The sequence below is a fragment of the Carboxylicivirga sp. M1479 genome (assembly GCF_007097485.1).
Taxonomy (GTDB): Bacteria; Bacteroidota; Bacteroidia; order Bacteroidales; family Marinilabiliaceae; genus Carboxylicivirga.
Window position 1 is genome coordinate 20,367 of the sequence record NZ_VKDE01000020.1, and the last position, 14,649, is coordinate 35,015.

At 38.5% G+C, this 14,649-nt stretch carries 6 protein-coding genes; 2 read left to right on the forward strand and 4 right to left on the reverse strand.

Annotation, left to right across the window (positions count from 1 at the left end; genetic code table 11):
• Positions 1-79: 79 nt before the first annotated feature.
• Positions 80-8,398, reverse strand: a complete 8,319-nt coding sequence (locus FNN09_RS13110; protein ID WP_143302824.1) for a choice-of-anchor Q domain-containing protein — start codon at positions 8,396-8,398, stop codon at positions 80-82.
• Positions 8,399-8,731: 333 nt separating this feature from the next.
• On the opposite strand from FNN09_RS13110, the gene elbB reads away from it, so the two are divergent.
• Complete coding sequence (gene elbB, locus FNN09_RS13115) at positions 8,732-9,388, forward strand: isoprenoid biosynthesis glyoxalase ElbB (RefSeq protein WP_143302825.1); 657 nt, start codon at positions 8,732-8,734, stop codon at positions 9,386-9,388.
• Between the two features lie 82 nt (positions 9,389-9,470).
• On the opposite strand, the gene FNN09_RS13120 is transcribed toward elbB, so the two are convergent.
• The 3 genes from FNN09_RS13120 to FNN09_RS13130 all read right to left on the reverse strand — a co-directional run bounded on the left by FNN09_RS13120 (position 9,471) and on the right by FNN09_RS13130 (position 14,219).
• Positions 9,471-11,660, reverse strand: coding sequence for a glutamine synthetase III (locus FNN09_RS13120; protein ID WP_143302826.1), 2,190 nt, complete (start codon positions 11,658-11,660; stop codon positions 9,471-9,473).
• A gap of 302 nt (positions 11,661-11,962) precedes the next feature.
• Positions 11,963-13,333 carry a dipeptidase gene (locus FNN09_RS13125; RefSeq protein WP_143302827.1) on the reverse strand — a complete coding sequence of 457 codons (1,371 nt, stop codon included), beginning with the start codon at positions 13,331-13,333 and terminating at the stop codon, positions 11,963-11,965.
• A gap of 175 nt (positions 13,334-13,508) precedes the next feature.
• Entirely contained in the window at positions 13,509-14,219 is a 711-nt protein-coding gene (locus FNN09_RS13130; protein WP_143302828.1) for a YebC/PmpR family DNA-binding transcriptional regulator, read from the reverse strand.
• A 172-nt stretch (positions 14,220-14,391) separates the two neighbouring features.
• Between FNN09_RS13130 and FNN09_RS13135 the strand changes: the two genes are divergently transcribed.
• Positions 14,392-14,646, forward strand: a complete 255-nt coding sequence (locus tag FNN09_RS13135; RefSeq protein ID WP_143302829.1) for a hypothetical protein — start codon at positions 14,392-14,394, stop codon at positions 14,644-14,646.
• Positions 14,647-14,649 lie beyond the last annotated feature (3 nt).

Here is a 14,649-nt window from a genome sequence, read left to right on the forward strand (position 1 = left end):
CACATTTTCGTTCCACAGTGATCTTTATAAAGACAGGCCCTTGGTACCTTTTATACCAAGGATCCTCTCCTTCAATAATTTATTTCTGAATAATTATTTTCCGTTTTTCAATTAAACCTTCAGACTGAACTTCGAGTATATACACCCCTGGTTTTACATTGGTATGCTCATAGTCAATTACAAAGGTATTTTCGTAGGTGTGCTGTGCCACAAGGCTTCCTCCCATGCTGTAAAGTCTAACCTGTGTTTTCTCCTTTTGCTCAGGTAATTTTATCACCACATTTTGGTTTCGCTGCACCGGGTTAGGCATCACTTTCACATTTTTGAGTCCTCCATTGGCCAACTCCAAGGTATCGGAGTAAACAGTACAGCCAGACACCAAATCAGTAGCAGTAACATACACTTCTCCTGATTTGCTTACCAAATTCAGGTATTGTGCATCACCGGCTTCTTGGTTGTTGACGTACCATGTATAATCGCTAAAATTCTGCTGACTATTATCGATGAACAAGATATCATCCCACTTATCTTTCAGTACAATTTCGCTGCTTGATCTTGGGCTTATAACAACATCTTTGGTTACTACATTGTCGCACATATCATTTACTACCATGGTAAAAGTACCAGCTTTATCTTCTGTAAAACGATGAATCCATAATTGAGATTCGTAATACGAATGCTTATAAACAGTATCGGCTGCCATCCAGGTATAATTTTCTAAATAATCACCTTCCAATTCAACCAACAAATCAATATCAGCGAACAAACATGCGGATAATGTTGTTTGCTCTGGTTTAATTACCGCCGGCTTACAACTGCGTATGCTAAACTGCAAATGCACAGCTTCTGTTGGAATTTTACTATTGTTGACAAACTGCACCGCTTCTGATGGAATATCTACCGTATATGTTTGATCAAAATCCAACTCTTTGTCATAATCCCAAATTATAAGCGTATCACCACTTTCATTCAATCGCGGATAAAGGTACCCCGCATTTGGTGAAATAGTTATTGACTGACGACTGATGTCTTTAATTGGTTTATTAAAGGCTATTTTAAGGTGAGTACTGTAATCTACTTCACTGGATTCATGAGTTGGTGTAGAACCTGTCACTTCAACTTTACCAAGTTGGTAAACACCAATTTCAAAAGCTCCAATATCAACTTGAGAGTAAAAAGTACGACGTTCATTTTTATGCAAATCCATGTAAGCATAACCTGGCAAGGACAAATCATCTCCTTGGTCGAAGCATGAACTGTACATTCCCAATCGGTAATCGCGCTCTTCAACATCAATAAAATCAGGATCACCTGACACGTTTTCAACACCATCGTAACCACCTTCTATACACGAATAAGTAGCCGCTGCTTCACTTAACTGCGTTCCTTCGTTGGCATAAATGATCGTGTTAATAATGTTACCCGGCGATTGAACTCCTCCTGAATTAGCTGTTACCGTGGCATTCACCATGGTCAAATTCGACGCGGCATCACCAAATACCACCTGAGCTCCTTTATTATTATCAATTTGTGTATTGTATATAAATGCCTCACTCGTGGTATTATAAACAGCAGCTCCGTTGGTGGCAGCGTTATCCGAAACAAAGCAATTCAGCAGTTTGTAATTGGCATGCTTGGCATACAAGGCACCGCCATTACCTTCTTCTGCATTGGCTGATGTTAAGGTCACACCGTCGATTAGTACTCCTTCAACCGGTGCTTCGCTTGTACCAAGCACTTTAATTAAGGTATTGGTATTATCATCGGTACTGCCTTTGGTGCCAATATCGCCGCTTATTATGGTTTTACCCTTGGAGCTATAGCGAGAGCCTCGCTGCGTTTCGTTACCCTCAAAACCACCATAGATAGCACGATAAGAACCTAGCATTAATGACTCGGTTTTATCGTCGCTGGCACTAACTGTGTACTCACCATTGGCTACCCAAATTTCATCACCCTTAATTGAGTTATCAAGAGCCTCCTGAATACTTCCATAAGCCTTATCCCAGGATGTTCCATCGCCCGATGAGCCAAGTTTAACGTGTAGTGGCGTCTCTCCGCCTACGTAAAAAGTAGCCGTATCGGACCAATAGGTGTATGATTCGGTTTGTACACCAACCCGCCATTGATAGCCTTTGCGGTGTTCATAATTAAACGACATAAAACCCCAATATCCAATACCATCATACTCTTCATAAACATTGTCCTCATCATCAACATCCCAAACCTTAAAGCTCATGCTATATGGGCTTGTATCCATTAAGTTAGGATTAGGACTTACACCATCGATATCAGCCCCTAAAGTCCAGGTATAACCTAACACACCCGTTGGGCGTTCAGGTGTTTTATCAGCCGGACGAACCTGTTTCGGATAAGAAGCTTCATAGGCTCCCATATCAACAAGACCCCAGCTTACACGACCAATACCATCCAAATCTTTACGGCATTGTTCTGGTATATAATCGTTACTTCCATTATTGATACATGGCGACGTAATCTTTAAACGATAATTCGCATTTTCGGCATCAACAAATAAAGGATCAATATGCACGCTATTCATTTCATCTACAGATGTGTTATAGCTCCCTTCCGGAATGCATGAATTGTAAAGTTTCCCTCTAAGGTAGTAGTCATAACTGGCGTCGTTGGATGTGTTATTCCACAAAATGCAGTTAAACAAATTTATTTTACCCTTGTAATTAGCGTATATAACACTAGAATTATTTGCTCGATTATTAACAACGGTTGAATTATACACCGAAATTTCATTTTCATTGGCATAAATACCTCCATAAAAATCTCCATTATTATTGGTAATTAATGAATTTATAATTTCGGTAAAGCCTCTGGATGTAACACCTCCACCATTTGCAGCATAGTTGTTTCTAACAACCGTGTTATTAAGAACAAGATACCCTTGCTTATGAAATACACCACCGCCAACTATGTTATCTCCTTGGCCTCCAGTAATGGTTAAACCATCAATAATTAAAGTGTCTTTTTTAGAAAAATTAGTTTCTATAACACGATAACTGTTATCTGCTGGCGCACCCGCCAGACCTATATCTGCACTTAAAATCGTTTTTTCAGTGCTGCCGCTTCTATCTTCAAGGTATACTTCATTACCCTTAAAGCCACCATAAATCGTCAGTCCTTTAGTAATCCTAAAAAACTCATCCCTATCATCAGTAGTACTGGTAAAATAGGTTCCTTCAGCTATCCAAATTTCATCTCCTCGCACAGCTTCATCAATGGCAGCTTGCAAGCTACCAAAAGCATATGCCCAACGATCGCCCCAACCAGACGATCCCTCTTTAACTTTAATAGCATATTCGTGAGTGACAACAAAGCTGCCAATTGGAGATGGATAGGTCTCTTCTCCATTAACAGCCACCACGCGCCACTGGTACTCATTACCATTATCCAAGGCCACAGTATGGCTTAATTCTGTAATAGCATCAACAGATATTACGTTATCTTCAGTGGTCCAGTATTCTAATCTAAAATGATCATACTCCGGAACAGCATAACCTTCGGGCCACTGCCACTCAAAGGTTACATCGGTGCCTAAAAACACGCCCTTTACAATACTGTCATTGCTTAGGTTGGTAATCATAGGTGTTATCACACCACCTTCGAAACAACCCATATCTACCACATCGTTTATAATACGGTCCTTACCGGCCAAGTCGAATAACATATCGATTGGAATAGAGTCGTTTACGCCTGCATCAATACCCAAAGAAGTTATATTAAGCCTAAAGTCCTTATTATCTGCATCGATAAACAAAGGTGAAGCAACAATATTTCCATCTCCATCATATGATTGACCCAATATGGAATACCTGGCCTTTACACCATACACGTCATCACTATTATCGTATCCAGTATTGCCCCAAATAATTGAGTTAACAACTTCTAATCCATTATTTGAGTTATACGACGCGACTCCACCTCCTCGGCCTCCTTTATTAGCATATACAACGGAGTTTAAAACCTGCGTTTTTCCATTATTATGAAACAAGGCCCCGCCATAACTATTGGATGAGTTGTTGTGAATCAATTGCGAATTTTGAATATACAAGTGGGCTCCATTATTATATATAGCCCCCCCTTCATCATCAGAAAAATTATCTGAAACAATTGTATTTCGAAGGAATAGAACGCCATTTTGAGCAAATATTGCTCCAGCATACCTATTATTTGTTGACCAAAGATTGGCATAGCCTTCCGTAATACTAATACCATCAATAATAGTTGTATCTGATAATAATGTTTCAAGATAAACCACATGGGAACTGTTATCACTTGCTTTATCAAGGTCGCCAATGTTACCACTGAAAATAGTTGGATTGCTCTGCCAGTCTCTTTCTGGCAAGGTAGATTCAGTGCCCTTAAAGCCTCCATAAATAGCTATGCTTTTATCAATAGCGAACGATTGATAACGATCACTCTCGGCTGGCTTATATGTTCCTGCAGCCACCCACAATTCATCTCCTCCAACGGCCATTGCGATGGCTTCATTTACATCTCCCAAAGCAGAAGCCCAGCTTGTACCGTCACCAGTTTGTCCTTCTTGAACATAAATTGGATGCAAGTGAGGCAACGAAAATGAACGTTTTAAACCAATAACAGGTTGCTCATTTTTAACATGGGCAATCACTCGCCATTCAACTTTTTGCCCAACATCAAATGTGACACTGGTTTTTAATGCACTAATATCATCTACTTTTGCATAGCTACCATTGTTATACCAGTATTCAATTGAATAACTCTCAACATCAGGAATTGTTACGTTCGTACCCCACTCCCACTCAAACTCCACATTTATGCTTGCAGTTTCGTTTGTAATTATTTGTCCTGCTTTTGGATAAACAATTATCGGAGTAAGCACACCACCCTCACAGATGCCTAAATCAACGTTATTTTCCAATCGTGCATTACCATAGTAATCCTTAGTAATATCTTCCGGTAACTTTTCATTGTCACCAGCATCAATGGCGTGTGATAGATAGTGCAAGCGGTAATCTCCATTCTCCATATCAATAAACAATGGATCCGAATTAATCTCATCACTTGAACGTCCTTGAACACATGAATTGAAAACTGATATATTGCTGGTTGCAGAACTTTCTATCTTGTTATTCCAGAAAATACTATTGGCCACGGTGCCATTGCCGATAATAATTCTATCGCTCGTATTATTAACAAATACACAATTCACAATATCATTTTCGCCATCATATGCTTCAATCACATCATCGTAATGACTTGTATTATTTCTAAATATCGTATTATAACATTCCAATCGAACCTCACTTGCAATAGCCGATCCCTGACCAGCCGTGTTGTACTCAAAAATACAATTGAGAACCTTTGAAGCACCTTCGCTACTATAAATACCTCCACCCAAACTGTAGGAATAGCTATCTCTAAGTGTTAAACCATCGAATACAACCGGACGAATACTTTTTAAACTACACTTAAATAATTGTATCGAATTATCAGCCTCTTCTAAAGGATCACCAATATTACCACTTATAATGGTTGGATGCGATCGCCAATTACGATCTTCTAGTGCTGTTTCGTCACCTGCAAAACCACCGTATAAGTAAATAGCAGATTGAATGCTAAAGTTCACATTCCTATCGTCATCATCTGTTGGGTAATAGGTTCCTTCTGCTATCCACAACTCATCGCCTTCAACAGCAACAGACAAAGCTTCTTGCATAGTGCCAAAAGCATTTTCCCAACTCGATCCATCTCCATTAGCTCCCGATTTCACATAAATTGGCTGATCATTAACAATTGAAAAATAAGAAACAGGTGAATAATTGATGATACCGTTATCTAAAACAACTCCTGCTCGCCAATTGTATTCTATTTTAGCACTTAAAGAAAGTGTTGTTGTTAAGTCACTCTCTGTAACTACTTTTACCTTGTTACCTCCGGCAGGCCAATACTCAACAAAATATTGCGTGATGGCGTAACTTGGAACTTCCCCATCCCAGCCTGCTTTAAACTCAATCTCACAGCTACTTTCTGTCGTTTTAATAACTTCGTATAGTGATGGACTCAATATAAGCGGACATTTCACGCCGCCCTCATAGGCACCCATATCTACTTCATCGCCTTGTATTCGGGTATTTCCATAATAATCAAGAAGTGCATCTTCCGGAACAAACTCTTTGCTCCCTTTTCCAATATATGGCGATCGGCTATTTAATCGGAAATCGTCCATCTCATGGTTCACAAAGGAAGGATCTCCAATGTCCATATTATTTCGACTAGAATTAAACCAGGTAAATTCAAAAGCCGAATAATCAACATCGCCCTTAATAGAAACATCATTATAACGATTGGTTTCATTAAAAGACAAACAGTTATATACTTTCATATAATCATTATAGCCTTCTTCATATACCGAAGATCCACCATTTGCCACATTACCTACAAAGGTACAATTAACAACAAAGCCAGTTCCCGACTCTAAGCTAATCGCTCCTCCATAACTAACCATTGATTTATTATTTTTGAATATCGAATTAAACACAGTAACATCACCACCTTGAATGGAAATTCCCGCTCCAGAACTATAACTTTGATTATCTTTTACCAAGCAGTTTCTCACTGTCACATCGCCATCTAACACAAGCATCCCTCCGCCTTTGTGAGCAATACTCCCATCCTTGGCGTACACATCTTGTAGAATTAATCCGTCGAAAACAACAATTCCCTCTGCATTTACCCTAAACAGTTGCAAGGAGTTATCATCAATAATAGACTCTACACCAATATCTCCACTAATAATAGATCTATTTTTAATATAATCTCTTTCGCTTAAAGCACTCTCATTTCCAGCAAAACCACCGTACAACGTAATGTTATTACGTATTTCAAAGCGCTGTGCTCTAATGTCAGCGTCACTAGGTTTATAAACACCTGCAGCTATCCATATCTCATCTCCATCCACACTCGTATTTATGGCTTCATTTAAGTTGCCATAAGCGTTAGCCCAGGAGCTACCGTCTCCTGTGCCTCCTGTTTTAACATAAATCGATCCACTCTGACGTATAGAAAACGTGGTTACCCTGGAGTAATTAATAGTTCCATCGCTCAACTCAAGTCCCAGGCGCCAAAATACTTTTTTACCTTTTGAAAAGCTTGTTGTATAGGATAAGTTACTATTGATATCAACGCTATTGATGTTTTCCTCATCACTCCAATATTCAATAAAATAACGCTCTACTGTGTAAGGCATTGCTTCTGTCCATTCAGCCTGTAAGGTAACATTAAGCGTTTCCCCCGTCACCACAAAAGCATGTTGATCAGCTGGCGTACTATTAACAGGCACCACAACAGCACCTTCAAAAGGCCCTAAATCAATCGTTTCGTTCAACACACGGGCATTACCAGCATAGTCAGTTGAACTAACCAATTGGTGTGCAATATTACCAGTATCAATGGCCTCAGAACCAATCAGCAATCTAAAATCATAATTTGCAATATCAACAAACCCAGCATCCTTGCTCATCAAAACATTATCCAAATCAACACTACCACTAATAGTTAATTTGGGCGATGTATTGAAATCACTTAAAACCACAATGGAGTTAGTTACTAAACAATCGTAACCATCGGCATATATTTCCGCGTAGCAATTTTGATAGTTATCACTCACCTGATTTTTGTACCATAGACAGTTATAGAATTTCGATTCACAATCATAACTCAAGTATGAAGCTCCCCCATTGAGAGCCTGATTATTAATAAAAAAACAGTTAACAATATTAGGATTTGCACCATTCACTGTAGCCAAAGCTCCACCGAAACGTGACGATTGATTGTCCTTAAAAACAACATTAGCAATAAATGGTGAAGCATTATCAATGAAAAGTCCACCGCCGTTGCGTTCAGACCAGCTAGGGTTATTATTGTAACCTCCTTCTATAGATACTCCATTGAGGATACAATTTTTATCAATAACATTATATTCTGAACCAATGGCTTTAACTACGGTATACGAATTGTCTGTCGCATCGTTTGTTACACCAATATCCCCGCTAAGAATAACTTTATGTTTTTGCCAATTACGTTCTTCTAACGTTGACTCTGTACCATTAAAGCCTCCATAAAGCTGAACATTTGGTTTTAATTCAAAAGTAGCATACCTATCACCAATCTCACTTGGTAAGTACACTCCCTCTGCAAGCCATATCTGGTCACCACTAAATGACTCGGATAGTGCAAGTTGAAGGCTGGTGTAAACATTTGTTTTAGTTTGCCATGCATTACTCACGAGGTTCGGTTTCACATACCGAACTGTTGAAAATGCACTTAACGAAATAAAGCCTAGCAGTATTAAAACCACCAGACTACGCAAGTAGATGTTTTTCATTTAGTTAAAAATATCAAGGTTTAGAATCAAAAAAAACGACACAAATATACATTTGTTACGTAAAGTAGACTTATACGCCATTACATTCAAATAGTTAGTTGAATCATAACCAAATAAGGCATTACGCTTTATCATATAAGAAAAACCACTAATAACCAATCACATATGGAATTCTTTAAAATAGAAACCTAATCTATTTAGACCTTTTCTATTTTATATATTTTGATAAACAATCATCTCCAGTGGATAAACTCAAGAAAAAGCATCTTACGCCAATAGTTTCATGCATCATCAAAATGATGTATTTTTATAACTCAACAAATCAAATATACCATGACAACAAAAAAACAAACAGCTGTTATCCTTTCGGGATGTGGCGTATACGATGGTGCGGAAATACATGAATCAGTTTTAACATTACTGGCAATAGCCAAGCAAGGAGCTGATTACACCATTTTTGCACCTGATGTGGAGCAGTACCATGTAATAAACCACCTTAAGGGTGAGCCGGTTAATGAGAAGCGAAATGTTTTAGTTGAGTCGGCTCGTATTGCACGTGGTGCAATTAAACCACTAAGCGAATATAAAGCAGCTGATTTTGACGCACTTATTTTACCTGGTGGCTTTGGCGCTGCCAAAAATCTAAGTTCGGTAGCTTTTGAGGGCCCTAACTGTAGTGTTGAGGCAGAAACAGAGCGCGCCGTGAAAGAAACGCATGCAGCCAACAAACCCATTGGTGCACTTTGCATTTCCCCTGCGGTGATTGCAAAAATTTTAGGCGAAGTAACGGTCACTATCGGTACAGACGAAGGTACAGCACAAGCCATTGAAAACATGGGAGCCAACCACATGACTACCAATCATGGCGAAGTAATAATTGATGAAGCAAATAAAATTGCCACCACTCCATGTTACATGCTAGATGCTAATATTATTCAAATTGCAGAAGGTGCCGACAATGTGGTTAAAGCAGTTTTAGAAATGGCATAACAACAGTTACTCCAAATATAATTCATAAAAAAAGGTTGCAACTAACGCTGCAACCTTTTTTAGTGTAGATTTTTTGGACTTATTATCTATTAAATAATAACTCACGGTATTTTGGTAATGGCCACATCTCATTGTCAACAATAAGTTCCAACTTATCAATGTGGTAACGAATATCATCAAGGTAAGGACGCACCTGCTTGTCGTAAGCATAGGCTTTTTCCGTTTCATCCTCAATTACATTGCATTTCTTACGATCTTCAATCATCTCCGCTACTTTAGCTTTGATGGTTGAAATATGATTTGAAATTGTTTTGATCAATTCTTTACGAGCACCAGCCAGTTCGTTAAATTCTTTCTCGTCAAAGATATCACGCATACCCTGTACATTGTGTATCAATTCTGTTTGATACTGAATCGCAGTAGGTACAATGTGATTAATGGCTAAGTCACCAAGAACACGTGCTTCGATCTGAATCTTTTTGGTGAATTTCTCCATCTCAACTTCAACACGAGCTTCTAACTCACGCTCAGACATGATTCCTGTATCAACTAAGCTCTCTTTAGATGTTTTATCTAAATACTTAGACAATGATTCTGGCACAGAAGTAATGTTCGTCAAGCCACGCTTAGCTGCTTCATCTTTCCATTCATCAGAATAACCATCACCATTAAAGCGCACTGGATTTGATTCCAATATCACTTTCTTAATTGTCTGGAAGATGGCTTCATCTTTCTTAACACCACTTTCAATTAAAGCGTCAACATCCTTTTTAAATTCTGTCAACTGAACAGCCATAGCTGCACTCAATGCGGTTAAAGGAGCAGCACAGTTAGCAGTAGAACCTACAGCACGGAATTCGAAACGATTACCAGTAAAGGCAAATGGCGACGTTCGGTTACGGTCAGTGTTATCCAAAAGAATTTCAGGAATACGACCAATACCTAACTTTAAGGCTGTTTTTTCATCTGGCGACATTTTCTGATCTGTAATACGCTCAGCAAGATTATCTAAAGTATCGGCTATTTGCGAACCTGTAAACACAGAAATAATAGCTGGCGGTGCCTCGTTGGCTCCCAAACGGTGACTGTTAGATGCAGTTAAAATAGTAGCACGTAACAAATCCTGATTTTTATATACAGCGGCAATTGCATTAACAACAAACGTTAAGAACTGTAGGTTACCCTTAGGATTCTTACCTGGGGCTAATAATACAACACCCGTATCTGTTTGCAAGGACCAGTTGTTATGTTTACCAGAACCGTTGATGCCAGCAAATGGCTTTTCATGAAGCAACACTTCAAACTTATGACGACGCGCGATACGCTTCATCAAATCCATTACTAACTGGTTATGGTCATTGGCAAGGTTTGCTTCAGCATAAATTGGCGCTAACTCAAACTGGTTTGGCGCTACCTCGTTATGACGAGTCTTAACTGGGACACCATGCTTATGTGATTCTATTTCTAACTCAATCATAAACTTAGACACACGCTCAGGAATAGACCCAAAGTAGTGATCGTCTAACTGCTGATCTTTCGATGATGAGTGCCCCATCAAGGTACGACCAGTAATCATTAAGTCAGGACGCGCCTGATATAAAGCTTGATCAATTAAGAAATACTCTTGCTCCCAACCTAAGTTAGTATGCACTTTCTTAACATCTTTGTCGAAATATTGTGCCACACCAACAGCTGCCTTATCAACAACCGAAAGTGCTTTTAAAAATGGTGTTTTATAATCTAAAGCTTCACCAGTATACGATATAAATACCGTAGGTATACATAGTGTAGTACCCATAATAAATGCAGGCGACGAAACATCCCAGGCTGTATAACCACGTGCCTCAAATGTCTGACGGATACCACCGTTAGGGAAAGATGAAGCATCAGGCTCTTGCTGTGCAAGTAATTTACCCGAAAAGGCCTCTATCATCGTATCGTTATCACCATAATCAATAAAGCCGTCATGCTTTTCTGCTGTTCCATCGGTTAATGGCTGAAACCAGTGTGTATAATGTGTTGCACCGTGTTCCATAGCCCATGCTTTCATACCAGAAGCAACTGTATCAGCTATTTTTCGGTCAATCGACTCTCCTTTATCCATAGCAACCTTAACAGCTTTGTAAGCATCGCCTGATAAGTATTTTGCCATTGAGTCTTTGTTAAAGACTAAATCACCATAATAATCTGTTGCTTTTGTAGAAGGGAAAATCACTTCTTTTGGCTCTCTGTTCATTAATTCAGCTAGCGCTTGAAATCTTAATTTTGCCATAGTATTTTATTTTTTTATCGAATCAGCATTGGCAAAAATATACTTTTTTACATACGAAGCATCATTTTTAAGCCCTAAATTGAATATTTTTCCATTTTTTATTGATAAAAGGTGATTTTTCAATGGTCAATATTGATTTTTATGCGTTTTCACCAATAAACACCCCGTTTTTAATCATGTAACTATTTCTAATTCCAAAAGACAATAAAAAAGCCACCCACTATTTTAGCGGATGGCTTCTTAAATAAAATACATTTTTTTCAGGAGACACCCATCAGGTAACCTCCCATTTTAAAATATTATTATTTTTCCATTTCAGAAAAATACTTGTAAAAATAAGGTATTGTATTGATACCATTAAAAAACTGCTCCAATGGGAAGTTTTCATTTGGAGAGTGAATAGCATCAGCTTCTAAACCAAAGCCCATTAGAACAGACTTAACTCCTAAGATTTGTTCAAAAGTAGATATAATAGGAATAGATCCACCACTACGAACAGGCACTGGACGGGCGCCATAAACTTCCTCACATGCTTTTTCAGCAGCCTGGTATGCAGGCAAGTCAATTGGACAACCATAAGCTTGGCCACCATGCAAGTGTTTTACCTTCACCTTCACACTCTTTGGCGCTATCGATTCAAAGTGCTTACTAAATAAATCTGCTATCTTCAAATGATCTTGATCTGGCACCAGGCGAGATGAAATCTTAGCATATGCTTCTGAAGGCAAAACGGTTTTAGCACCTTCTCCAGTATAACCGCCCCAGATTCCACAAATATCAAATGAAGGACGAATACCAGTACGCTCATTGGTAGAATATCCTTTTTCACCTGCTAACTCCTCAACATCTAAGGCTTTTTTATACTCCTCTTCGCTAAATGGCGCTTTAGCCATCATCGCACGCTCATCATCCGACACTTTAATCACATCATCGTAGAAGCCAGGAACGGTAATACTTCCGTTCTCATCCACCATCTGTGTTATCATCTTAGCTAATACATTTATTGGGTTCGCCACTGCACCACCAAACAAACCAGAGTGAAGATCACGATTAGGACCTGTCACTTCTACTTCCCAGAAACAAAGACCACGCAAACCAGTAGTAATGGTTGGAACATCCGGAGCTATCATTCCTGTATCAGAAACCAAGATCACATCGGACTTAAGCAACTCTTTGTTATCCTCACAAAACTTAGGCAAACTTGGAGAACCAACTTCTTCTTCTCCTTCAATTAAAAACTTAACGTTACACTTTAACTGATTGGTTTTCACTAAGTATTCAAAGGCCTTTGTATGCATAAAACCTTGCCCTTTATCATCATCAGCACCACGCGCATAAATTTTACCGTCGCGCACCTCAGGTTCAAATGGAGGGGATTTCCATAACTCTAATGGTTCAGCTGGCTGAACATCGTAGTGAGCATAAACTAAAACTGTTTGATAAGATGGATCTAATATTTTTTCTCCGTAAACAACAGGATTACCTTCTGTCTCCATAATAACGGCCTTATCTGCACCACCATCAAGCAACAACTGCTTCCATTGCTCTGCACATTTGTACATATCATCTTTATGCTCAGGTTTTGAACTAATTGATGGGATACGAATCAAGCCAAATAATTCTTCAAGGAAACGATCCTTATTGTCTTCGATGTATTGTTTTAAATCTTGCATGATATTATTATTAATTTTATTTTCAGATTGAAAAATACGTATCTAATTACCCATTTGCAAGGATAAACAACATGCTTTACAACAAGCCTCTTACAAATTGATAAAACTCATTAAAAGAAGAAGCGGCAATCCGAATTGTTCGAATTGCCGCTCTATATTTTTTAATGAAGTACGCCTATTTAATATTATTAAATACGTTCGTTACATCATCGTCCTCTTCAAATTTAGCCAATAGCTTTTCAATATCAACCATTTGTTCTTCACTCAATTCCTTTGTATCCTGAGGGATACGCTCAAATTCAGCCTTTTCAATTTCAAAACTGTTGTCCTCAAGGTATTTCTGAATAGGTCCAAACCCTTCGAAATCACCATAAATAAAGATAAACCCTTCGTCCTCAAATATCTCCTGAACACCTGCATCAATCAATTCCAACTCCAACTCTTCCAAGTCAACGCCATCTTTCATCAACACTTTAAAATTGCATTTGTGCTCAAACATATAATCTACACAACCAGAGGTTCCCAATGAACCACCCATCTTATTAAAGTAAGAACGTACATTAGCAACAGTACGGGTTGTATTATCGGTTGCCGTTTCTACCATAAAAGCTGTTCCAAAAGGTCCATAGCCCTCATAAACTACCTCCTTATAATCGGCTGTATCTTTACTAGTCGCTTTTTTGATGGCACGCTCAACATTATCCTTAGGCATGTTAGCTGCTTTGGCATTCTGTATTAGAACACGTAAACGCGAGTTTGCATGAGGATCAGGACCGCCATCCTTAACAGCAATCGTAATTTGTTTACCAATTTTCGTAAATGTCTTAGCCATCGTACCCCAACGCTTCAGTTTTGAGGCTTTTCTGTATTCAAATGCGCGTCCCATTATTCTGTAATAAAATTCATACTTATATTATATCGCAAATTTATAAGCCTTTTTTGATTAATCTATATTTCACCTGTTTAAATTTATTTTCTTTTGCCTAATGATACTCCTCTTCTATCGGAATACAATTGACTTATTTTATTACTTTTGCACTCGTAATCACGACTTCTGAATGGCTAAAAAGGCAAAAAAAGATCATCAAAAAGTTTTATCACGCGAAAAAGCTCTAAAGCGTCAGCATAGAGCTACATTTTTGCTTAACGAAAAAGAAAAAGAGGCCGTTAATGTTTATTGCAAGAAGTATAAAATTGGAAACAAATCAAAGTTTATGCGCGAGGCAGTTATGCGGGTTGTTATGGAACAATTCTTGGATGATTACCCGACGTTATTTGAGAAACAAGATTTGGATCGCTTAATAAGTGATTAATAG